The sequence below is a fragment of the Sphingobium limneticum genome (genome assembly GCF_008710155.1).
In the GTDB taxonomy this organism is placed as follows: domain Bacteria; phylum Pseudomonadota; class Alphaproteobacteria; order Sphingomonadales; family Sphingomonadaceae; genus Sphingobium; species Sphingobium limneticum.
The window spans coordinates 226,032-249,019 of sequence record NZ_VYPZ01000003.1 but is presented as its reverse complement, the minus strand read 5'-3'; the positions used below and the strand labels follow the sequence as shown (position 1 = coordinate 249,019).

Annotated in this window: 20 protein-coding genes and 2 tRNA genes; 13 read left to right on the top strand and 9 right to left on the bottom strand. The window is 64.3% G+C overall.

Going from position 1 to position 22,988, the window contains the following annotated elements:
* Positions 1-116 precede the first annotated feature (116 nt).
* On the top strand, positions 117-1,502 hold the full coding sequence (locus tag F4U94_RS05835) for a DEAD/DEAH box helicase (RefSeq protein ID WP_120249990.1): 1,386 nt from the start codon (positions 117-119) through the stop codon (positions 1,500-1,502).
* A 257-nt stretch (positions 1,503-1,759) separates the two neighbouring features.
* Positions 1,760-4,651 carry a M16 family metallopeptidase gene (locus F4U94_RS05830; protein ID WP_150411866.1) on the top strand — a complete coding sequence of 964 codons (2,892 nt, stop codon included), beginning with the start codon at positions 1,760-1,762 and terminating at the stop codon, positions 4,649-4,651.
* A 26-nt stretch (positions 4,652-4,677) separates the two neighbouring features.
* Here the strand turns inward: F4U94_RS05830 and F4U94_RS24305 are convergent, their stop codons facing one another.
* Complete coding sequence (locus F4U94_RS24305; RefSeq protein ID WP_170267500.1) at positions 4,678-4,836, bottom strand: hypothetical protein; 159 nt, start codon at positions 4,834-4,836, stop codon at positions 4,678-4,680.
* Between the two features lie 178 nt (positions 4,837-5,014).
* The gene (locus F4U94_RS05825; RefSeq protein ID WP_120249991.1) at positions 5,015-5,602 is read right to left on the bottom strand and encodes a TetR/AcrR family transcriptional regulator; all 588 of its coding nucleotides are present in this window, start codon (positions 5,600-5,602) and stop codon (positions 5,015-5,017) included.
* A gap of 119 nt (positions 5,603-5,721) precedes the next feature.
* Between F4U94_RS05825 and F4U94_RS05820 the strand changes: the two genes are divergently transcribed.
* The 4 genes from F4U94_RS05820 to F4U94_RS05805 all read left to right on the top strand — a co-directional run bounded on the left by F4U94_RS05820 (position 5,722) and on the right by F4U94_RS05805 (position 12,097).
* Positions 5,722-6,912 carry an efflux RND transporter periplasmic adaptor subunit gene (locus tag F4U94_RS05820; protein WP_120249992.1) on the top strand — a complete coding sequence of 397 codons (1,191 nt, stop codon included), beginning with the start codon at positions 5,722-5,724 and terminating at the stop codon, positions 6,910-6,912.
* Between the two features lie 3 nt (positions 6,913-6,915).
* Positions 6,916-10,092, top strand: a complete 3,177-nt coding sequence (locus F4U94_RS05815) for an efflux RND transporter permease subunit (RefSeq protein ID WP_120249993.1) — start codon at positions 6,916-6,918, stop codon at positions 10,090-10,092.
* A gap of 2 nt (positions 10,093-10,094) precedes the next feature.
* Positions 10,095-11,513: an efflux transporter outer membrane subunit gene (locus tag F4U94_RS05810; protein WP_120249994.1), complete on the top strand. Its 1,419-nt coding sequence runs from the start codon at positions 10,095-10,097 to the stop codon at positions 11,511-11,513.
* An 89-nt stretch (positions 11,514-11,602) separates the two neighbouring features.
* Complete coding sequence (locus F4U94_RS05805; RefSeq protein ID WP_120249995.1) at positions 11,603-12,097, top strand: methylated-DNA--[protein]-cysteine S-methyltransferase; 495 nt, start codon at positions 11,603-11,605, stop codon at positions 12,095-12,097.
* A gap of 5 nt (positions 12,098-12,102) precedes the next feature.
* Here the strand turns inward: F4U94_RS05805 and F4U94_RS05800 are convergent.
* The 4 genes from F4U94_RS05800 to dapB form a co-directional block, all read right to left on the bottom strand.
* A tRNA-Arg gene (locus F4U94_RS05800) sits at positions 12,103-12,179 on the bottom strand.
* 73 nt (positions 12,180-12,252) lie between these two features.
* Positions 12,253-12,639: a hypothetical protein gene (locus tag F4U94_RS05795; protein ID WP_120249996.1), complete on the bottom strand. Its 387-nt coding sequence runs from the start codon at positions 12,637-12,639 to the stop codon at positions 12,253-12,255.
* A gap of 101 nt (positions 12,640-12,740) precedes the next feature.
* Positions 12,741-13,403 (bottom strand): endonuclease III, encoded by a 663-nt coding sequence (gene nth, locus F4U94_RS05790; RefSeq protein ID WP_120249997.1) that lies wholly within the window; start codon positions 13,401-13,403, stop codon positions 12,741-12,743.
* A gap of 3 nt (positions 13,404-13,406) precedes the next feature.
* Complete coding sequence (gene dapB, locus F4U94_RS05785; RefSeq protein ID WP_120252043.1) at positions 13,407-14,171, bottom strand: 4-hydroxy-tetrahydrodipicolinate reductase; 765 nt, start codon at positions 14,169-14,171, stop codon at positions 13,407-13,409.
* A 107-nt stretch (positions 14,172-14,278) separates the two neighbouring features.
* Between dapB and F4U94_RS05780 the strand changes: the two genes are divergently transcribed.
* The 6 genes from F4U94_RS05780 (at position 14,279) to F4U94_RS05755 (ending at position 20,733) form a co-directional block, all read left to right on the top strand.
* Positions 14,279-14,980: an NAD-dependent deacylase gene (locus F4U94_RS05780; RefSeq protein ID WP_120249998.1), complete on the top strand. Its 702-nt coding sequence runs from the start codon at positions 14,279-14,281 to the stop codon at positions 14,978-14,980.
* Positions 14,981-15,052: 72 nt separating this feature from the next.
* Entirely contained in the window at positions 15,053-15,805 is a 753-nt protein-coding gene (locus tag F4U94_RS05775; protein ID WP_120249999.1) for a class I SAM-dependent methyltransferase, read from the top strand.
* Positions 15,802-17,103, top strand: a complete 1,302-nt coding sequence (locus F4U94_RS05770; RefSeq protein ID WP_172598762.1) for a hypothetical protein — start codon at positions 15,802-15,804, stop codon at positions 17,101-17,103. The genes F4U94_RS05775 and F4U94_RS05770 overlap by 4 nt, the downstream gene beginning before the upstream one ends.
* Entirely contained in the window at positions 17,100-18,245 is a 1,146-nt protein-coding gene (locus F4U94_RS05765; RefSeq protein ID WP_120250000.1) for a glycosyltransferase family 4 protein, read from the top strand. Before F4U94_RS05770 ends, F4U94_RS05765 begins: the two co-directional genes overlap by 4 nt.
* The gene (locus F4U94_RS05760; RefSeq protein WP_120250001.1) at positions 18,242-18,988 is read left to right on the top strand and encodes an FkbM family methyltransferase; all 747 of its coding nucleotides are present in this window, start codon (positions 18,242-18,244) and stop codon (positions 18,986-18,988) included. Before F4U94_RS05765 ends, F4U94_RS05760 begins: the two co-directional genes overlap by 4 nt.
* A gap of 2 nt (positions 18,989-18,990) precedes the next feature.
* Positions 18,991-20,733, top strand: a complete 1,743-nt coding sequence (locus F4U94_RS05755) for an MFS transporter (RefSeq protein ID WP_120250002.1) — start codon at positions 18,991-18,993, stop codon at positions 20,731-20,733.
* Between the two features lie 57 nt (positions 20,734-20,790).
* Here F4U94_RS05755 and F4U94_RS05750 read toward each other — a convergent pair whose 3' ends face one another.
* From F4U94_RS05750 to F4U94_RS05740, 3 genes are all read right to left on the bottom strand, one after another.
* Entirely contained in the window at positions 20,791-21,810 is a 1,020-nt protein-coding gene (locus tag F4U94_RS05750; RefSeq protein WP_150411865.1) for a FecR family protein, read from the bottom strand.
* Positions 21,728-22,333 (bottom strand): sigma-70 family RNA polymerase sigma factor, encoded by a 606-nt coding sequence (locus F4U94_RS05745; RefSeq protein WP_150411864.1) that lies wholly within the window; start codon positions 22,331-22,333, stop codon positions 21,728-21,730. The genes F4U94_RS05750 and F4U94_RS05745 overlap by 83 nt, the downstream gene beginning before the upstream one ends.
* A gap of 219 nt (positions 22,334-22,552) precedes the next feature.
* Positions 22,553-22,750 carry a hypothetical protein gene (locus F4U94_RS05740; protein ID WP_120250005.1) on the bottom strand — a complete coding sequence of 66 codons (198 nt, stop codon included), beginning with the start codon at positions 22,748-22,750 and terminating at the stop codon, positions 22,553-22,555.
* A gap of 123 nt (positions 22,751-22,873) precedes the next feature.
* Here F4U94_RS05740 and F4U94_RS05735 point away from each other — a divergent pair.
* Positions 22,874-22,958: transfer RNA gene (locus F4U94_RS05735), tRNA-Leu, on the top strand.
* Positions 22,959-22,988 lie beyond the last annotated feature (30 nt).

The window sequence follows — 22,988 nt, the reverse complement described above, 5'->3', positions numbered from 1 at the left end:
GAGTCTGCGCCAAGCTTGAGGCTTCCCTTTTCACGCGGGTCGTTTCGTAACCCGCCTCGCGCCCTTCCTGCGTCCGCAGAGCAAGTTGGCGCATGGCCGACTTGTGAGTTTTCCAAATGCAATTCAACGAACTTGGTCTCGCAGAGCCCATCATGAAGGCGCTCGCCTCCAAAAATTACGTCACGCCGACCCCGATCCAGCAAAAGGCGATCCCCGTCCTGCTGGAAGGCCGCGATCTGTGCGGCATCGCCCAGACCGGCACCGGCAAGACGGCGGCCTTCGCGCTGCCCAGCCTCGACTATTTCGCCCGCAATGCGAAACCGACCCCGATCAAGGGCTGTCGCATGCTGGTGCTGGCCCCGACCCGCGAACTCGCCGCGCAGATCGCGCAGAGCTTCCGCGACTATGGCCGCTTCCTGAAACTGTCGGTCGAAACCGTGTTCGGCGGCGTGCCGATCGGCAAGCAGATCCGCGCCCTGTCGGCCGGTGTCGATATCGTCGTCGCCACGCCGGGCCGTCTGCTCGACCTGATCGACCAGCGCGCCTTCACCATCAAGGATACGGAAATCTTCGTCCTCGACGAAGCGGACCAGATGATGGACATGGGCTTCATCCATCCGCTCAAGCGCGTCGCCAAGATGTTGCCGCAGGACCGCCAGAACCTTTTCTTCTCGGCCACCATGCCCAAGGAAATCGAGGCGCTCGCCGCCCAGTTCCTGAACGATCCGGTCAAGGTCAGCGTCGCCCCGCAATCCACCACGGCCGAACGCGTGCGCCAGCAGGCCACCTTCGTCAATCAGGCGGAAAAGCAGGCGCTGCTCCACATCGTCCTCAAGAATGAGGATATCGACCGCGCGCTCATCTTCACCCGCACCAAGCATGGTGCCGATCGCGTCGTGCGCTTCCTGGAAGGCGCGGGCATCGACGCTTTCGCCATCCATGGCAACAAGAGCCAGGGCCAGCGCACCACCGCGCTCCAGGCCTTCCGTCAGGGCAAGGTGAAGCTGCTGGTCGCGACCGATATCGCTGCGCGCGGCATCGACGTGTCGGGTGTCAGCCACGTCATCAACTTCGAAATCCCCAACGTGCCCGAACAATATGTCCACCGCATCGGCCGCACCGCGCGCGCCGGGGCGGAGGGCGTCGCGATCAGCTTCGTGGCGGATGATGAACGGCCTTACCTGAAGGCGATCGAGCGCGCGACGCGCGTGAAGCTGGAAATCGAGCCGCTGCCTGAGAATTTCATGGAAGCGGTCCGCAACCTGCCCAAGCCGGCTGCGCCCAAGAAGGGACCGAGCCAGACGCCGCAGCAGCAAGCCCGTCGCGCCGACGGCCAGCGTCGTTATCAGGATGGTCAGAAGCAGCAGCGCGGCGCCCCCGACCGTGCGCATCGCACCGATGCCGAGGGCGGCGAGAAGAAGCCCTTCCGCGGCCGCTGCCGTGGTCGCGGCGGTGTCGGCACGCACAAGGGCGCGGTCCAGCGCACGGGCGCACCGCGCTGATATAAGCAATAGAAAAAAGGGGAGGGGCTGCAATGCGGCCTCTCCCCTTTTTGCGTGATGGTCGGAAAACTGACCCGCCAGCCATAACCCGTTCGCCCTGAGCGTGTCGCAGGGCCGCTCTTTCTTCCGGCATCGCAACAGGACCGGGCTTCGACAGGCTCAGCCCGAACGGGTGAGGCATGGCGCAGTCCCGCAAACCCGAATATGACCGCTTTGTCAGTGGTCATTCAGGAAAATGCCGTTAGGCTCTCTTGCCTATGCGCTTTTTCCCCCGCCGTTCGGCCGCTTCGCTCTCCGTCCTCGCCTTGCTTCTGTCGGGATCGCCTCTGGCGGCCCGGACCGGCGATGCACCCGCCACCGCAAAACAGATCGCACCCACCGGTCAGGCGCAGGTGCGGCCGTGGCTCTACGAAAATAGCGATGTGCCGATCGATCCGGCCTGGCGCTTCGGCACGCTGCCCAACGGGCTGCGTTATGCCGTCCGCCGCAACGGCGTGCCGCCGGGTCAGGTGTCGATGCGCCTGCGGGTCGATGCCGGTTCACTGATGGAGCAGCCCGATGAACTGGGGTACGCCCATTTCATCGAGCATCTTTCCATGCGCGGCTCGCGCCATGTGCCCGACGGCGAATCCAAGCGGATCTGGCAGCGGCTCGGCGTTACCTTCGGCAGCGACAGCAATGCCGCGACCACGCCGACCGGCACAACCTATGCGCTCGACCTGCCGCAGGCGACGCCGGCCAGCCTTGCCGAAAGCATGAAGATCATCGCCGGCATGATGACCGACCCCAACATCGTGGACAGCGCCGTCGATGCCGAGCGCGCCGTGGTCCTGGCGGAAAAGCGGGAGAGCGACGGCCCGCAAATGCGCATGTCCGACGCCAGCCGCCTGCATTTCTTCGCGGGCCAGGCGTTGGCCGACCATGCGCCGATCGGCACGGTGGCGACGCTGACGGCCGCGACCGCCGCGAAGGTGGAGGCCTTCCATCAGCGCTGGTACCGTCCGGAAAATACGGTGATCGCGATCGCGGGCGATATCGACCCGGCGCAGGCCGAACAGTTGATCAAGGATCATTTCGGCAGCTGGACCGTGCCCGGCAAGGGCGCGCCCTTGCCCGATTTCGGCACGCCCAACCCCAAGCTGCCGGCGACCCGCGTGGTCGTGGAACCGGGCGTGCCGCTCGGCCTGACGCTCGCCTGGCTGCGCCCCTGGACGGCGCATGCGGACACGATCCTTTATAATCAGGACAAGCTGACCGACATGCTGGCGCTGCAGATCATCAGCCGCCGGCTGGAGCAGGCCGCGCGCGGCGGGGGCAGCTTCCTGCAGGCAGGTGTGGACCAGCAGGATGTCAGCCGCTCCGTCGACGGCACCTTCATGACCATCATCCCGACCGGCGAAAATTGGGAGAAGGCACTGGCCGACGTCCGCGCCGTGGTGGAGGATGCGAAGGCCGCGCCGCCCAGCCAGGCCGAAATCGACCGCGAATATGCTCAGATGAATACGGCGCTTTCGATCCAGGTCGAAAATGCGGACACCGAACCGGGCGCCAAGCAGGCGAGCGATCTCGTCAGTGCCGTGGATATTCGCGAAACCACGGTCAGCCCGGACGCGGCCGTCGACATCTTCCGCGCGGGCAAGCCGGCCATGACGCCCGAGAAAATTCTCGATTCCACCCGCCGCCTGTTCTCGGCCGGCGTCTTCCGCGCGCTGCTGGTGACGGGCAAGATCCAGCCCGGCCTCGATGCTAAGCTGGCCGCCGCCGTCGCTGCGCCGGTGAAGGCGGCTACTAACGCGCGTCTGGCCGACAAGGCCGTCACGATGGACGACCTGCCCAAGCTTGGGCCGCCCGGTACCGTCGTATCGCGCACCCCGGTCGCGTTGCAGGGGATGGAAAGCATCACCTTCTCCAACGGCGTCAAGCTGACGCTTTTCGCCAATGATGCGGAAACCGAAAAGGTGCGTGTCAACGTCCGCTTCGGCCATGGCCAGCAGGCCTTCTCGCCCACGAAACCGGTGCCCAGCTGGGCCGCCGACTATGCGCTGGCGGCCAGCGGCATCGGTAAGCTGGGACAACGAGAACTGGACGACCTGACCAACGGTCGCCGCATGGGCATGGATTTCAACACGGACGACGATGCCTTCGAAATGCAGGTGGTGACGCGCCCGGCCGACTATAAGGATCAATTGCGTCTGTTCGCGACGAAACTGGCGGTTCCCGGCTGGGATCCTGCGCCGCTCGCGCGGGTGAAGACCGGCGCGGCCGTCGCCTATGACGCCATGTCGCGATCGCCGGACGCGGTGCTGGGCCGCGATCTCAACTGGCTGCTCCATGACAAGGATGTGCGTTTCCGCACGCCCTCGCGCGCCGAAATCGACGGGCTGACGCCCCAGGCCTTCCGCGCCACATGGGAGCCGATCCTGGCCTCCGGCCCGATCGAAGTGCAGATTTTCGGTCAGGTGAAGGCGGAGGAGGCGATCCAGGCGGTCGCGGCTACCTTCGGCGCGCTTCCCGCTCGCCCCGACGTTCCGGTTCCGGCTGCCAACAAGGCGATGCGCTTCCCCCCCCATGTCGAAAATCCGGTGGTCCTGCGACACAAGGGCGACAAGGAACAGGCGGCCGCCGTCATGGCCTGGCCGACCGCCGGCGGCTTCGACCTGCAAAAAGAAGGGCGCCAGCTCGAAATCCTGACGCAGATCTTTAACGATCGCCTCTTCGACAAGCTGCGATCGACGGAAGGGGCTGCCTATTCGCCCAGCGTCCAGAATAACTGGCCCTTCTCCTACGATAGCGGCGGCTATATCCTCGTCACCAGTCAGGTTCGGCCCGACCGCATCGCCTATTTCTACAGCGTGGTGAAGGATACGGCCGCCGACCTAGCCAAGACGCCGGTGAGCGACGATGAATTGCAGCGGGCGGTGGCGCCGATGCGCCAGCTGCTGATGCGGGCCAGCACCGGCAACGCCTTCTGGATGAACCAGATGGAGGGGGCGACCCATGACCCCCGCTATGTCGACGCGATGAAGAACATGTCGCAGGATATGTTGAGCGTGACGCCGGCCCAGTTGCAGGCGCTTGCCGCCAAATATCTGGTGCCGGGCAAAAGCTGGTCGGCCGTGGTCCTGCCGGAGGGCGCGGCGGCGCGCTGAGCATCAGGCGGCGCCGCGCCCGCGCATCAGGCGGGCTGCGGCGCTTCCATCAATTGTTCGTAGAGTCGGACATATTTCAGATGCAGGTCGCGAATGGTCGGATCGCTCGACCGGGCGGCAAGTTGGCGGTTCCTTTCCATCCGTGCCTTGAAATAGGCACGGTTGAAGGATGTCTCTATCTGCATGAAATACCTCCCGAAAACTTACCCGGATTAAATCCGCGCGGGGAAGGTAAGTTGCGACGGGACAGCAAGGGGTGCGGTGGATGGCCCCGGTGGCGCGACGGGAGGGCGCGCGGCATCATGCGCTGGGCGCAACCAACGTTGAGCTCTTCAACGCCGAGGCTTTGCTCGATAATTTCGGTTATTGAACGCCGCGCAGTGCCGCGACGATCATCTGTGCGGTTCGCCGGGCTGCCACTTCGGCGGACAGGCGAGGGCGCGATATGCTGCGATGACCAAGGCCGAAAAGACAGGCGAGCAGCATTTCCTCCGCCGCGTCCAGCGCCTCGCCCGACAGCCTGTCATTGGCTGCGCAGGCAAATGAGCGGATATAGACGCGAAAGCGCTGGCACATGGCGCCGATCGTATCGGCCACTTCGCCGTTGCGGAAACTTTCGGCCAATATGTCGAAGGACAGTGCTTCGTCCTTCTCGTCGATCGTCTGTATCAGCAATTGCTCGAAAGTCTGTTCGATGGTCAGTTCGCCGGAATCCAGCCTGACCTGAAGCGCGCCCATGTCTTTGCACCACTGGTCCGCATCATCGTGCACCAGTGCCTCGATGATATCTTCCTTGCTTTTGAACAGGCGATAGATTTGGCCGACCGACACCTGGGCTTCGCTGGCAAGCTCCGCCATAGATGTCTGGTGAAAGCCGTGGCTATCGAATAAGGTGCGCGCAGCCGCCAGAATACGAGCGTGACCGTTTTTTTCCTGCTGCACTGCAACCATAATTACCCTTTCGGCGTTTTTTGCCTCTTGAAATCGCATTGCCATGATCGTACCTGCCGGGCAAGCGGAATGAACGTTCATTCCTAATCTTCGATCCCTAAAAAAACGGATGTTAAGCGATGCAAAAGGGGACAATCATAGGATTGCTGGCGTGCGCGTCGGCTTTCGCACTCAGCGCCTGCGGCGAGCAGCAGCCTCCCGCGCCGCCGCCGCCTTCGGTCGGCGTGGTGACGCTCAAGACCGAGTCGGCGCCGCTGCTGAACGAGCTGCCGGGCCGCATCGTCGCGGTCGAAACGGCTGAGGTGCGGCCGCAGATCAGCGGCGTGATCCGCCGTCGTCTGTTCCAGGAAGGCGGCTTCGTTCGCGCCGGCCAACTCCTCTACGAAATCGACGACGCGCCTTATCGGGCCGCTCTGGCACAGGCGCAGGGTTCGCTCGCCAACGCGCAGGCAGCGATCCGCTCGACGGCATTGCAGGCGCAGCGCTACAAGGATCTGGTCGGCATCAATGCGGTGTCGAAGCAGGAATATGACAATGCAGATGCGTCCGCGCAGCAGGCGCGCGCCAATGTTGCAGCGCAGCGTGGCGCGCTTCAGGCGGCCCAGGTGAACCAGAATTTCACCCGCATCCGCGCGCCCATTTCGGGCCGGATCAGCCGCTCGCTCTTCACGCCGGGCGCGCTCGTTCAGGCGGGTCAGGCCGACGCGCTGACCACCATCCAGCGCACCGACACCGTCTATGTCGACGTTTCGCAATCGGCGGCCCAGATTATCGACCTCAAGCAGGCTATGAAGAAGGGCGGCATCAGCGAAGCACAGGGTGCCCGCATCCAGTTGATCCTGCCCAACGGCAGCGCCTACCCGATCGAGGGTCGGCTCCAATTTTCCGAAGTCACCGTCGACCCGACATCGGGCGCGGTGACGCTGCGCGCGACCTTCCCCAATCCGGACGGCCTGTTGCTGCCCGGCATGTATGCGCGCGCCAAGCTGATCGAAGGCGAACGGACCCAGGCGATCCTGGCACCGCAGCAGGGTATCAGCCGCGACGCGCGTGGCCGTGCGACCGCCATGGTCGTGGGTAAGGACAATAAGGTCGAAATGCGCCAGGTCACGGTCGATCGCGCCGTCGGCGACAAGTGGATCGTCACCGACGGTCTGAAGGCCGGCGACAAGCTGATCGTCGAAGGGCTGGTCAATCTGCGCCCCGGCACCGTGGTAAAGCCCGGCGCACCGCAGCAGGTCACCGCGCCTGAAGGCGGCGCGGCGGCGCAGGGCGCTGCCCCGGCCGACAAACAGGGTGGGGCGCACTAAGCCATGGCCCGCTATTTTATCGACAGACCCATCTTCGCATGGGTCATCGCCATCGTCATCATGTTGGCCGGCCTGCTCGCGCTCCGGTCGCTCCCCGTCGCGCAGTTCCCGGAAATTGCGCCGCCTGCGGTGACGATCCAGACCCTCTATCCCGGTGCCAACGCCCAGACGCTGGAAAGCACGACGACGCAGATCATCGAGCAGCAGCTCAAGGGCATCGACAATCTGCGCTATTTCTCGTCCACCAGCGACGGGTCTGGCAATCTCGCCATCACCCTGACCTTCGAGCAGGGCACGGATCCCGACATCGCGCAGGTTCAGGTCCAGAACAAGCTGTCGCAGGCCACGCCGCTGCTGCCGCAGGAAGTGCAGCAGCAGGGCTTGCGCGTCGGTAAATCGACGTCCAGCTTCCTGCTGATCATGGCCGTCTATTCCGATGATGGCATCCACGATCAGGAGGATGCGAGCGATTTCATCGCGTCCAACCTGCAAGATCCGCTCAGCCGTGTCACCGGCGTCGGCGATACCCAGCTGTTCGGTTCGCAATATGCGATGCGCATCTGGCTCGACCCCTATAAGATGGCCAATCTGGGTGTCAGCACCGGGGACGTCAAATCGGCGATCACGGCGCAGAACGCTCAGGTATCGGCCGGCCAGATCGGCGGTTCGCCCTCGATCAAGGGGCAGGCGCTCAACGCCACCGTCACGGCCCAGTCGCGCCTGCGCACGCCGGAAGAATTCCGCAATATCCGCGTGCGCAGCAACAGCGACGGTTCGGTCGTGCTGATGTCCGACGTCGCAAGGATCGAGCTGGGCGCCGAAATCTACGGTTTCGGTGTGAAGTTCAACGGTCATCCCGCTTCGGGCTTCGGCGTGAAGCTGGCACCGGGTGCCAATGCGCTCGACACGGTGGAGGCGGTGAAGAGCCGCGTCGATGAACTGTCGAAGAATTTCCCCAATTGGGTGAAATATGACTTCCCGGTCGACAACTCGACCTTCGTCAAGCTGTCGGTGGAACAGGTAATCCATACTCTGTTCGAAGCCGTGCTGCTGGTCTTCGTCGTCATGTTCCTGTTCCTTCAGAACTGGCGCGCGACGTTGATCCCGACCATCGCGGTTCCGGTCGTGCTGCTCGGATCGCTCGCGATCCTCAGCGTGGCGGGCTTCACCATCAACACGCTGACGCTGTTCGGCATGGTGCTGGCGATCGGCCTGCTGGTCGACGACGCGATCGTCGTGGTGGAAAATGTGGAACGCCTCATCCAGGATGAGGGGCTCAGTCCGCGCGAAGCGGCGCGCAAGTCGATGGACGAAATCAGCGGCGCGCTGATCGGTATCGGCCTCGTCCTGTCGGCGGTGTTCCTGCCCATGGCCTTCTTCGGTGGGTCCACGGGCGTCATCTTCCGCCAGTTCTCGATCACGATCGTTTCCTCGATGATCCTGTCGGTGCTGGTGGCGTTGATCCTGACGCCGGCCCTGTGCGCAACCATCCTGAAACCGGCGTCGCACGGTCATAGCTGGAACGGGCCGATCGGCTCGGTCTTCGGCCGCTTCTTCGACTGGTTCAACCGCACGTTCGACAAGGGCGTGGTGCGCTATGGCCGCGGTGTCGAAAAGGTCGAACGTCGCTGGGGCCGGACCATCCTGGTCTATGGCCTGATCGTGGTCGGCATGGCATTCGTCTTCCTGCGCCTGCCCAGCGGCTTCCTGCCTGATGAAGATCAGGGCATGATCATCAATCAGGTGTCCTTGCCCGCCGGTGCCACGCAGGAGGAAACCGAACGCACCCTGGCCAAGATGCGCGACCATTATCTCATCGATGAAAAGGCCAATGTGTCCGCCGTCTTCACCGTTGCCGGCTTCGGCTTCGTGGGTCAGGGACAGAATGTCGGTATCGTCTTCGCCCGCATGAAGGACTGGGAGCATCGCAAGGGCGCGGACAATCATGTCCCGGCCATCGCGCTGCGCGCCAACATGGCGTTCCAGAAGATCACGTCGGGCATGGCCTTCGCCTTCGTGCCGCCGGCGGTGCAGGAATTGGGCAATGCGTCCGGTTTCGACTTCCAGCTGCTCGATCAGGCCAATCTGGGCCATGAAAAGCTGCTGGAGGCACGCAACCAGCTGCTCGGCATGGCCATGGCAGACAAGCGCCTGGCACAGGTCCGCCCCAACGGCCTGGAAGATACACCCCAGCTCAAGCTGAACGTCGATCAGGCGGCGGCGGGCGCATTGGGCATCGCCCAGGCGGACGTCAACGACACGATCAGCACCAATTTGGGTGGTGCCTACATCAACGACTTCATCGACCGCGATCGCGTGAAGCGGGTTTATGTGCAGGCGGATGCGCCGTTCCGCATGACGCCCGATGCGGTCAGCGCCTATCATGTCCGTGGCAGCACGGGCACCATGGCGCCGCTGTCCGCCTTCTCCACGACCCAGTGGGTGCAGGGGCCGGCCCGTCTGGAGCGGTTCAACGGCGTTCCCGCGATGAACATTCAGGGTGCACCTGCCCCCGGCGTGTCGAGCGGTACCGCGATGAAGGCGATGGAAGAACATGCGGCCAAGCTGCCGGCCGGTATCGGCTTCAGCTGGAACGGCATTTCCTACGAAGAACAGACATCGGGCGGCCAGTCCTCCTACGTCTATGCGCTCTCGATGCTGATCGTCTTCCTCTGCCTGGCCGCGCTGTATGAAAGCTGGTCCGTGCCGATCGCGGTCATGCTGGTGGTGCCGTTGGGTGTGCTGGGTGCGGTGATCGCCGCGACGCTGGCAGGCCTCAACAACGACATCTACCTTCAGGTCGGCCTGATCACGACCATCGGTGTGTCGGCAAAGAACGCGATCCTGATCGTGGAATTTGCCGAGGAAAAGATGCGCGAAGGCCTGTCGCCGGCCAAGGCGGCACTGGAAGCGGGCAAGCTGCGTCTGCGGCCGATCCTGATGACCAGCTTCGCCTTCATCTTCGGCGTGCTGCCGCTGGCGGTATCGACCGGAGCGGGTGCAGGCGGTCAGAATGCGATCGGCTGGGCCGTTGTCGGCGGCATGTTGTCGGCGACGGTGCTGGCGATCTTCTTCGTCCCCGTCTTCTTCACCGTCGTAAAGCGGCTGTTCCGCGAACATAAGAACCATGAAGATGCGGCTGGCGAGACGGACACCCCGCACGCGCCGCAGGAGGCTTGAAGATGAAGCGCAACATGAAAGCGCTGGGCGCCGTCACCCTTTCGCTGGCGCTGGCCGCCTGCGACATGGCGCCCAAATATGTGCGGCCGGAACTCCCCGTTCCGGCCGGCACGCCCCAGGGTGACGCCTATGCCGCCAATGCCGGGGCAGGGGCGGCCATCGTCCCCGCCGATACGGCATGGCGCGATTTCTTCACCGACGCGCGGCTGGCACGCGTCATCGAAACCGCGCTCGCCAATAATCGCGACCTGCGCATCGCGCTCGCCAATGTCGAGCAGGCGCGGGCGCAATATAAGGTGCAGCGGGCAGACCTGCTCCCCACCGTGGCGGGTAGCGGTACGGCGACCTATTCGGAGCAGCCGCTCGTCCAGTTCGGTCAGAGCCAGCGGCTCAACACCGACGTCTATCAGGCGCAGCTGGGCATTTCCTCCTGGGAGATCGACCTGTTCGGCCGGGTGCGCAACCTGACCAAGGCCGCGCAGGAGCAATATTTCGCCAGTGTCGAAACCCGTAATGCGGCGCAGACGGCGCTGATCGCGGAAACGGCCAATGCCTGGCTCACCATGGCGGCGGATCAGGAACGGCTGCGGATTGCGATCGACACCGAAAAGGCGTTCGGCAAGACGCTGGAACTGAACAAGGCCCGCTTCGACAGGGGCATTGCTTCGGAACTGGAAGTGCGTCAGGCGCAGACCAGCTATGACGGCGCCCGGTCGGACATCGCGGCCGCGACGACGCTGGTGGCGCAGGACCAGAATGCGCTCAACCTGCTCGCCGGGACGACCGTGTCGGCGGCCGATCTGCCCAATTCGCTGGAGCAGAAGGACGCGACGCTGGACAATCTGCCGGCGAACATCTCGTCCGACGTGCTGCTGCGTCGGCCCGACATCGCGTCGGCCGAACATAATCTGCTCGGCGCCAACGCCAATATCGGCGCGGCACGGGCGGCCTTCTTCCCGACCATTTCGCTGACGGCGGCGCTCGGGACTGTCAGCCTCGGCCTGTCCGGCCTGTTCAAGTCGGGCAGCGATACCTGGTCGGTGGCCCCCGGCGCGACCCTGCCCATTTTCGACTTCGGCCGGAACAAGGGCAATCTGCGCTATGCCAGGGCGACCTATGACGCGATGCTCGCCACCTATGAAAAGAGCGTGCAGACCGGCTTCCGCGAAGTCGCCGACGCGCTCGCCCGTCGCGGCACGATGACGCAGCAGGTCGAAGCGCAGACGTCGCAGCGCGATAGTGCGCGGGTTGCCTACACCCTCTCGGAAGCCCGCTTCCGTGCCGGTGTGGACAGTTTCCTGACGACGCTCGATTCCCAGCGGTCGCTCTACGCCGCCGAACAGAGCCTGGTCGGTACGCGACTGACCCGTGCGACCAATATGGTCGAACTCTACCGGGCGATGGGTGGCGGCCTGAAATAAGCTGCTCACCGACTTTGAAAGCAAGCCGGGGGAAGCCCTGGCCTATAATCTCCGCTATCGGCCATAGGGCAGGTAGCGGAGATTTTCATATGGCCCTTGTCCAAACCCTCTTTCCCTCGCCGGTCGGCGCGCTGACCCTGGTCGCCAGCGATGCGGGACTGGTGGCGATCCTGTGGGAAGATGACGATCCCGCCCGCGTTCGCCTGACCGCGCGGGACGAGCGGCCGGATCACCCCATGCTGGCGCAGGCGGCGACGGAATTGACCGCCTATTTTGCCGGCGATTTGCAGATATTCACCGTGCCGCTCGATTTTCGCGGCACCGATTTTCAGAGGCAGGTCTGGGGGGCGCTCTGCACCATCCCCTTCGGCGAGACGCGCAGCTATGGCGCCATCGCCCGCGCGATCGGCCATCCCACCGCCAGCCGTGCCGTCGGCGCCGCCAATGGCCGCAACCCCATCTCGATCATCGCACCCTGCCACCGCGTCATCGGCACCAACGGCGCGCTCACCGGCTTTGCCGGCGGCGTGGAGGTGAAACGCTGGTTGCTCGATTTCGAGCAAAGCCGGATCGGTCTATTGTGAGGTTATGGTGCACCCAAGTGGATTCGAACCACTGGCCTTTGCCTTCGGAGGGCAACGCTCTATCCAGCTGAGCTATGGGTGCATGACGCTGGTCAGGAGGGGCGGGTAGCAAAGTCCTTGGCCCTGCGCCAGCGTCAAAATCACCTCAGCCCATCTTATTTCGCCGCCTTCTCCATCGGCTGGAACTTGCCGAGGCCACAACTGGCGCCCGGCTGCAATCCGGGACCATTGTTCCACAGCACGGTGATGATATCGACCGAGCAAAGCTGCGACAGGCTGGTCTTGTAAAGGAAGCGTTTCTCGAAGCCCAAGCTGGGGCAGCTGTTGGGAAGGCTGTTCCGATAGACCTTGTTGCCGTTCATGATGAAATCGATCGTGCGATCGTCGCGCACATTGGTCGACCGGATCGACTGGATGTGGACACAGTCGATGGCCGCGCCACTGGTCGGCACATAGGGATCGGGCTTGTCCTTGGCGAACGCGGGCAGGGCGATGCCGGCCAGCGCAGCGCACAGGGCAAATTTGGCAAAATGGACGGACATTGCTTCTCTCCTCATATCACGCCGAATCGACGGCGTGACGTGGCGCGATCCGTCATCTCTAACGCGTTTGTCATGAATGGCGTGAGAATGGCGGAGAGGCTTCAGGCCGCCTTGGCTGCGGAGACTTTCGGCGCGGGCGTCTTGGGCTTGAACCGGCACAGGTCGCTGACGATGCAGCGCCAGCATTCGGGCTTGCGCGCCTTGCACACATAGCGGCCATGCAGGATCAGCCAATGATGCGCGTCGCGGCGGAACGGGCCGGGCACCCGCTTCTCCAGCTTCTCCTCCACCGCCAGCACCGTCTTGCCCGGCGCCAGGCCGGTGCGGTTGCCCACGCGGAAGATATGCGTGTCGACCGCGAACGTCTCCTGCCCGAAGGCGGTGTTCACGACCACATTGGCGGTCTTGCGCCCGACGCCCGGCAGGGTGGTGAGCGTATCACGATCCTCCGGCACTTCGCCGCCGAAATCACGGACCAATATTGCCGACAGGCCGATCACATTCTTGGCCTTGGTATTAAACAGCCCGATCGTCTTGATGTGCTGCTTCAAACCCTCTTCGCCCAGATCGACCATCTGCTGCGGCGTGGTTACTTCGCGGAACAGCGCGCGGGTCGCCTTGTTCACCCCTACATCGGTCGCCTGCGCGGACAAAGTGACGGCAACCAGCAACTGATAGGGATTGCCATATTCCAGCTCCGTCACCGGCGCGGGATTGGCTTCGGCCAGACGGCTGAAGAAATCGAAGATCTGCGCCTTGTTCATGGGTTACAGGCCCAGCACGCCCTTCATATCGTACCGCCCAGCCGGTTGCCCGACCAGCCAGCGCGCCGCCTTCACCGCGCCGCGGGCGAAGATGGTGCGATTCTCGGCCCGATGGCCGATCTCGATCCGCTCGCCTTCGGTGGCGAAGATCACCTGATGGTCGCCCGCCACCGATCCGCCGCGCAGCGCAACGAAGCCGATATCGCCCGGCGTGCGCGCGCCGGTAATGCCGTCGCGGCCGCGATCGCTATGCTCGGCCAGCGGGATATGCCGACCGCGTGCCGCCGCTTCGCCCAGCATCAGTGCGGTGCCGGACGGCGCATCGACCTTGTGCCGGTGATGCATCTCGACAATCTCGATATCCCAATCGTCGCCCAGACCCGCCGCCGCCTTTTCCACCAGCGCCGCCAGCAGGTTGACGCCCAGCGACGTATTACCGGTCTGAAGCACCGGAATATGCACGGCCGCCTCATCGATCAGGGCATGATGCACCGGTTCCAGCCCGGTCGTGCCGATCACGATCGGCTTCTTCGCCGCGATACAGGCATCCAGATGCGCGGATAGAGCACCCGGCACGGAAAAGTCGATCAGCACCTCGCTCGCTTCCGCCAGCGCCAGCGTGTCGGCGGTCATGGCGATCCCCGGCGCGATCTCGCCCGCCGGATCGCGATCGGTGCCGCCTGCCAGCCCCAGGCCGCTATCGGCCGCGACCTGCGCGATCGCGCGTCCCATCCGGCCCGCTGCCCCGAAAATGCCGATCGTCGTCATGTCCCGCCTCATTCCCTATTCGTCAGGCCGTGGCCGATGCCAGAGCGGCGCGGCTTTGTCATCCCTGCGCCTTGGCGCGGCCGCGCTTGCGCTCTAATGCTCCTATCATGCGCAGCGACATCCACACTATCGTCATCCTAACCGGAGCGGGCATTTCCGCCGAATCCGGCCTCGCCACCTTTCGCGGGCCTGATGGTTTGTGGGAAGGGCACCGGGTGGAGGATGTCTGCACCCCGGAAGCGCTGGCGCGGGATGAGGCGCTGGTGCATCGCTTCTATGACGAGCGGCGCGCGAAATTGACGAAGGTGGCGCCCAATGCCGCGCATCAGGCGCTGGCCGCGCTCGACGCCGCCTGGCCCGGCGACCTGCTGATGGTGACGCAGAATGTGGACGACCTGCACGAACGGGCCGGAGCGAAGCGGCTGATCCACATGCACGGCGAACTCAAATCCGCCCTTTGCGCGGCCTGTGGCAAGGCAGTGCCGTGGGATGACGCGCTGCCGCCCGGCAGCATCTGCGATGGCTGCGGCAAGCCGCGCCTGCGCCCCGACATCGTCTTCTTCGGCGAAATGCCCTATGAAATGGACCGGATCGACGACGCCGTGCGCGACGCGGATCTGTTCGTGTCGATCGGCACGTCGGGCGCGGTCTATCCTGCCGCCGGCTTCGTCCAGACCGCGCGCCATGTCGGCGCCCGCACGCTGGAACTCAATCTCGATCCGTCGGCCGGCAGCATCTATTTCGATGAAACGCGGCTCGGCCCGGCCAGCGAACTGGTGCCCGATCTGGTGCGCGCGTTGCTGGCCTGATCCCGAAAGCCTCTCGCATTACCCGGCGCTTATAGTATAGCGCGGCCTTTCAACATCTCTGCGGAGCGACCAGTGATTACTGTCCAGCGGGTGGCCAAGGCCGCCGGCAAGCATCTGACCAAGACGGCGCTCACATTGCGCAAGGCTCTGGGCGCGCGCGCGACGCGCAGCTGCCCGGCCTGCGGCGGCGCAGTGGTCGGCTTCTTCCGCTATGGCGACAATGGCGAATGGGGTTGCCCGCAATGCGGCGCCTCGCCGCGCGAGCGGTTGATGAACTGGCTGATCCAGCAGGGCACGTTGACCGTGCCGACCGCCGGCGCGATCCTGCACATGGCCCCCAATGAAGGGAGCCTCGTCAGGCGCTTTTCCGCCGCTGCCGATTATGTCCCGGCGGACCTCGATCCCGCGCGCTACACCGTGCCGCACATGCACCGCGTCGACCTGATGGAATTGGCCGACAGCGACCGCTACGACCTTTTCTACGCCAGCCATGTGATGGAACATGTGCCCGACGACATGGCCGTGCTGCGCAACATCCATCGCGCGCTCAAGCCGGGCGGCGAAGCCTGGCTGATCGTGCCATTATGGGACAAGCCGACCGAAGACGGCAGCTTCGACATTCCTCCGCGTGAGCGGGAGCGCCGCTTTGGCCAGTGGGACCATGTGCGCCAATATGGCCCCGATTTCGCCGATCGCATCCGCGCCGCCGGGTTCGATCTGGAGGAAATAGACGCCGCGTCGATCGACGTCGCGACCCGCCATTTCCATGGGCTGGACGATCGGCTGTTCCGCGCGCGCAAGCCGGGCGGAGAGTCCGCACGGTGAGCCGCCTCGCGCGGCTGGAAGGTTCGGCCCGCTTCCTTGCACTGGTGAAGCTCGCCAATGTGGGGCTGGTGCTGATCTGGGGCTTCGCCGTCACCTTCGTGTTCGTGCGGGTGCTGCCGATCGGGGAGTTTCAAGCCTTCCTGCTGCTGGTCGCGTTCGGCAATTTCACGATTTCGGCGGAATTTGGCCTGACCAGCATCATTTATGCCCGATTGCGGCGGCATTGGCTGGGTGGGGAGGACGCGGCCCAGGATGGCGGTTTCCGGCTGGAAGAAATGGGCGTCCTGTTCCTGTTTCTCGGCCTGCTGGTCGTTGGAGCCACGGCGATCCTGATGATCGCGCTGGCGGGCGGCTGGCTTTCGACCGGCATGCCCTTGCTCTTCCTGCTCTTCTTCCTCTCCGCCTGCCTCAATCTGCCGGCCTTGCTGGCCAAGCGTGCGCTGGCGGCGGTGGACGGCAATTTTCTGTGGGAAGGACTGGATTGCGCTCGTCGCGTCGTGACGATCGGCCTGCTGCTTGCCATGCTGGCCGGCCTGGACCCGCGCCTGTCGGTTGCGCTGCAACTGATCGTCAGCATCGCCGTGATCGGCTATGCCATCGGTCATGTCCATCGCCGTCTTGGCATGACGAGGCGCCGCTGGCTGGCCTTTCGCGTCGGCGGCGGTCATGTCCGCGCCCATTATCTGCGCGATATCGGTGCCTCTGCGGCCTTCACCGTCTCCGATATCATCGCCTATAACGCGCCCTATTTCACGATCGCGCTCGCGACCAGCGATGCCAGGCCGATGCTGATATTCGACTTCTTCTTCAAAATGTCGCGTGCCCTGTCGATGCTGGTCCGCGCCACGGTGGAGGCCGCCCTGCCGCGCATCACCCGCGCCTTCCATGCCGGCGACACGGCCCGCCTGCGTCAGTTGCTCGGCCGTGCATTGGTGGCGGCTCTGCTGTTCGCCGTGGCGCTGTCCGCGCTCCTACTGCTGGCGGGCGACCGGTTGTTCGCCATATTGTTCGACGGCCGCGCCGTGATCGACCGGGCGGATATCCTGCTCATCATTCTCGCGCTAGCGGCGCTGACCCTGCTCAGCGTATCCGTCTATGTCCAGGCGGCGCTGGGGCGCTTCGGCGAATTGCTGGCCCGTTCGCTACCGTTCCTCGCCGGATCGCTGGCCAGCGCGCCGCTCGCTCTGCTGCTCTGGCCGGACCGGTTCGACCTCGCCTTCCTTGCGCTCTACGCCTTGACGCTGGCGGGTGTGGCCATGCTCCATCTTCTCTCCCTGCGCCGGTTGGTGCGGGCATGAAGGTCGCCATGGTCGATCCCTCGCTCTTCACCGGGCGCTATGACGACAGCCTGTGCGCGGCGCTGGCGGGGGAGGGCGCGGACGTCACCCTGCTCGGCCGCCCTATGCGCGACACCGACGCGATCGTGCCGCAGGACTACAGCTATCGCTCGCATTATTTCCGCCGCAGCGAAGCCTTGCGCACGCGATTGGGGGAAGGGCGCGCCTTCCGTCTCGCCAAGGCCGCGGAATATGGCCTGGCCTGCGCGCTGGGCGACATCGCACCGCTCACAAGGGCCGATATCGTCCATGTCCAATGGCTTCCGCTGGCGCCCGCCGACCGATTGCTGCTGAGCCGGCTGAAGGGGCGCACGGCGCTGGTCCACACGGTCCATAATGCGGACGCCTATCATGCCGACGCTGGCCTTCAGGGGCGCGGCTATCGTGCATTGCTCGATCTGTTCGATGCGCTGATCGTCCATGGCGACACCACCCGCGCGGCCTTGATGGGGCAGGGCGTCGATCCCGCCCGCATCCATGTGACCCCGCACCCGCCGATGCGCCTCGCCCCGGCCACGCCCGCCGACCTCGCCGCCATACCGGCACCAACGGTCCCGCGCCTGCTCTTCTTCGGCACGATCCGCCCCTATAAGGGCGTCGATCTGCTCATCGAGGCCTGCCTCCAGCTCTGGCGCGCCGGCCACGCTTTCGAACTCGTTCTGGCCGGCAAGCCCTTCATGGACGTCGCGCCATTGACTGATGCCGTTGCAAAGGCCGGTTTCGCCGACCGGCTTGTCACCGATTTCGGCTTCCTGACCGAGGCCCGGCTCGACGCGCATATGGCCCACGCTGACATGATCGTCTTCCCCTATCGCCACATCGATTCGAGCGGCGCTTTCCTGTCCGCGCTGCATCATGGCAAGGCGATGGTCACATCCGATGCCGGCATGTTCGGCCAGTTGCCGGACGGCGTCGTGGCCAAGGCGCGGGCGGGAAATGAACCCGCGCTGGCCCAAGCCCTCTTGCCGCTGATCGAAAGCGCGGCCATCAGGCACAGCCACGGGGCGCAGGCACGCGCCTATGGACAGGCAATGGGAAGTTGGAAGGATATGGCGGTGGCGACCATCGGCATTTATGAAACCGCACTGGCCGCGCGCGCATGAACCGCTATCTGCGCGAACTGGCCGACCGCAAGCTGGCCATGCGCCTGGCGCTGGCCGGGCGGGTTCATCAATATCCCGAAATTCAGGCGCTCAAGCGCTTCCTGTCGGCCTTCTCGGTCGACTGCCTGTTCGACGTCGGCGCCAATCGCGGCCAATATGCGACCATGCTGCGCAAGGATGCGGGCTATAAGGGGCTGATCCTCTCCTTCGAGCCGAACCCGGACGTGTTCGTCGAATTACAGAAAGCGGCCGCGTCCGATCGCAAATGGCTTGTATTCAACATGGCCCTGTCCGATTTCGACGGCAACGCCAGCTTCAACATCATGGCCGCCGACCAGTTCAGCTCGCTGAAAAAACCTTCGGGTGAACAGGACGCCATCTTCGCCGATCGCAACAAGGTGACGAAGACGGTGGAGATGCAGTGCCGCCGCCTCGACACGCTGCTTCCCGAACTGGTGGCGCAGCATGGCTTTGCGCGCCCTTTCCTCAAGATGGATACGCAGGGGCACGACCTGTCGGTGTGCGAAGGCGCGGGTGCGGTCCTGGCCGATATGCTCGGCATCCAGACGGAACTGGGCGTTCGCCCCATCTACGAAGGCGGCACCGGTTATCGCGCGATGATCGACTGGCTGGGCGATCGGGGCTTTGTCCCCTCCGCCTTCTTCGCCAATAACAAGGGGCATTTCCCCCTGCTGGTCGAAATGGACGGCATCTTCGTCAACCGGACGGTGGTCGGGGCTTGACCATGGGCGACACAGCCGGGTTCGTCAGCGCGCGCCGCCTGTTCCTGGCGGGAGCGATCGGCCTGGCCCTATGGCTTGGCGCGACCTTCCTTTGGCATGTCACCTATCGGCAGGGCGTCAGCTTGGCCGTCATCCTGCTGCTCGATCAGGATTTTCCTGCGCTGCTGGGATCGCTGTTGCTGCTCGCGCTCGCCGCGCCCTGGGCGGAAGGGAAGGGGTTTGCGCTCCCCCGGCCGACCGCGCGCATCGTGGTGCCGCTCATCGTCCTGCTGGGCATGGCGGCATGGGCCGGCCATTATGCGCTGTTTCAGGATTATGCGATCAGCCGGGACGAGGAAGTCGCCCGCTTCGCCGCCGCCTATATGCGCGAAGGCCTGTTTGCCCGCCCGATTCCGATGGAATGGGAACCCTATCGCCGCGCGATCATGCCGGAATTTTTCTCGCCCTTCGGCGCGGCGGATTATTGGACGGCGGCCTATCTGCCGGTGAACAGCGCGATCCAGGCGCTCTTCTGGCAATTGGGCGATCCCAATCTGGCCGGCCCTGCGCTGTTGATGGCGGGCCTGTTCGCGCTGTGGCGGGTGGCCCTGCATCTGATGCCCGATCGCCCGGATGCGGTGTGGGTGACGGTATTGCTCGGCGCGTCGTCCAGCCAGTTGTGGGTCACGGCCATGACGCCCTATGCCATGACCGGCCATTTCGCGCTCAACATGGTGTGGCTGGCGCTCGTCCTGCGCGGCGGGTTGGTCGGTCATTTGAGCGCCGGGGTGGTGGCGCTCATCGCCGCCGGCCTGCACCAATGGCATTTCCCGCCGATCTTCATCGCGCCCTTCATCCTGTGGATGCTGCTGGCGCGGCGTTGGACGGTCGCAGCCTTCCATGTGCTGACATTGGTGGCGATCGTCATCATCTGGGCGAAGGTTTGGCCGACATTTTTGATGCATGCGCTCGGCGCCCCGATCGACATCCGTCCCTCGGCCGGGGTCGCGGACAAGGTCGGCAGCCTGTTCGAACGTCTGGGCGATCGCTGGCAGCCGCTGGTCAACATCACCCGCTATGTCGCCTGGAACAATATATTGATGGTGCCGCTCGCCATGCTCGGCATCGCCGCCATGCGCTGGCGCGCGATGATCCGGGGGCAGGAAATCGCGCTGCCGCTGGCGATGGGCTGTATTGCCGGATGCCTGCTGGCACTGGCGCAGGGCTATGGCTGGGGCTTCCGCTACGCCCATGGTTTTATCGGCCCCTTCTGCCTGCTCGCCGGCCTTGGCTGGGCGCGTTTTCGGCCGCAGGGGGCGATGCGCCCGCTGCTGATCGGCATGGCCATCACCATTTTGGCGAGTGGCTATCTGGTCTGGCGCACCCATGCTTTCGTCGCGCCCTATGCCGCCAGCCATCGCCTGATCGATTCGAGCGAGGCGGACGTCGTGCTGGTCGATCCGCGCGGCGGGCTTTACGTGACCGACCTGGTGCGGGGCCGCAACGGCGTGCCGGGCAAGCCGATGGTCATGAACCTTGGCATGCTCTCGCTCGATCAGGTGGACGACCTCTGCAAATCCTATGTGGTGGAACTGTTCGACCGCGCCGAATTTCGTCCGCTTGGCGTGCCGCTTGCGCGCTGGAACCTTGGCCGGATGGATGCACTGCGCGCCCATATGAAGGAAGAGGGGTGCGATCGCCCGGTTCAGCCGCCGTTGCCCGAAAGCTTCGAGGATGCGTTCAACGCCGCCGACAACGCCATGTAATCGGCGGCCGCCATCCGTTCGGGGAAGCCCATAGGCTCCCAACTCCGTCATCGCGCTCTAATTTACCGCCAGCGCCTTGGCCACTTCGTCGCGATAGAGCAGCATCACCGACCCGTCCTCGCCATGAACGGCGCGGATCGGCAGGCTCAGTTGCAGGACGGACAGAAATTCCCGGCTGCCACCGATCGGGAAGCGCCCGCCGATGCGCAGGGCCGACACGCGGGAATCGCCGATCAGGATGGGCGCGGCGCGATAGCGGTTGAACTCGCCTGCGGCCTGCTCGACCGTCTCACCATCCAGTTCGACCATCTGCGCCCGCCATGCGGTGCGCTGATCCACCAGCTTGGGACCAAGGCGGGTAAGCGAAACGGTGCGCGGCTGGATCACCGCGCCGCCACCTGCCGCCACGGCATGGGGTTTGCCCTTGCTGCAATAGACGATGACCTTGCCCTTGGTCACGGTCAGTTCGACGATCGATGGCCGCATCCGCACGTTGAACGCCGTGTCCGACGAACGAATCACGGCGGATCGCGCTTCGACATCGAAGGGGCGCGCTTCATCGGCGCTGACGTCGAAGGAGGCTTCGCCCTTGAACAGGCGCACCTTGCGGCCATGCGCGGTGAAACGCACTTCGGCTTCGCTGTCGCTGTTGAGGTGCAGGACCGTTCCGTCGTCCAGCTTCACGTCGCGCAATTCGCCGATGGCGGTCTGGTAACGATCCACCCCGTTGAACGTGCGGATGGTGACGATCGCGGCGATGATGAAGAACAGGATCGCGATGGCGGCCGCGATCATGATGTTGCGCGACAGGCGGCGCTGCTGTTCTTCGCTGACGATCTCCGCCATGGGCGGCAAAGTGATATCGGCAGCGGCACTTTTCAGCCGCTCGGCAGCGTCCCACGCGGCCTCGGCGCGGGCGAAGGCGATGGCATGGCGCGGGTCGCTTTCGACCCAGTCGCAAATCTCCGCTTCGTCCTGCGGACTGGGATCGCTGTTAAGCCGGGCTAGCAGGCGCGCGGCTTGCGCCTCGATCGAGTCCCTGTCTGCGCTGTTCGAACCTGGTCCCGACGCCTGCACGCTCGAAGTCCGTTTCCTCACGTTCTGCCCAGGCCCGCATAACTATCGCGATGGCTTTGGCCAGATGTTTTTCAACAGTAGAAACGGATAGAGACATTTCCTCCGCTATTTCCAGCATCGATTTTTCATGGATGCGCCGCAAAATGAATACGCGGCGACATTGGGTCGGCAACGACTCGACGATGGCTTCCACCTGTCGCAGTGCCTCGCGGGCATGAAGCTGGGCCTCGATATTATTTTCGCCGCCCAGCAATTCCAGATCGGCGATGGTTTCGAAACTGACCACCTTGTTGCGGCGGGCGGTGTCGATGACGAGGTTGCGGGCGATGGTGAACAGATAGGCGCGGCCTGTCGTCACATTCTCCCAATTTTCCGTGGCATAGGCGCGGGCCAATACTTCCGCGACCATATCCTCCAACTCATGGGTCGACGGCAATATTCTGCGGAGGCGGCCACGAAGGGCGGCTTCCTGTGGCAGGATAACCGTCTTGAACCAGTCCAGTTTAGCGCGAACCCTATGCACGTTGACCCCCTTATTTTGTCAGCCGCGCCTCTCCAGCATTTCATTTTCTGTCTTCTTGATGACATATTTCAATCATGGATGCAGGGGCCTGTCCAGCCACGGAACAGTCATTTTCCGGCAAAAGACCAAAATGGTTCCCGCGATCGTAAATTAATTGTGGATATGTTGCGGCAAGCGCACACTTGTGTCGCGGCAATCCTTTGCCTTGCGCCCGCCCCGTCAGTCGGGCGGCGGCGGCAGTTCGGCGGGCGCGCTGTCGGGCTGGTCGTAATCCGGGCCGACCGGGCTGATTTCGTCCGGCTGGGTCATCGGTGTCTCGTCCGGCGTGCTGGGCACGGGCAGTTCGTCGGGCGATTGCGGCTCGATCCGGTCGGGCGGGGGAAGGCCGTCGGGATTATGATCCGGGCGGGTGGCCATGTCTGTCTCTCCTGTGTAACGCAATGGACCTACGTTCGGGCAGCAGGGCGGTTCCGCAAGGCTTTCCACTATAGCTTGCCTCTTACCGCGCTTTTCTCTATGCCGCGCCGACCGGCGACCGATGCGGGCGTGGCGAAACTGGTAGACGCGCCAGATTTAGGTTCTGGTATCGTATGATGTGGGGGTTCGAGTCCCTTCGCCCGCACCAGACGCCGCCTGCGGCGACGCCACCGAAATT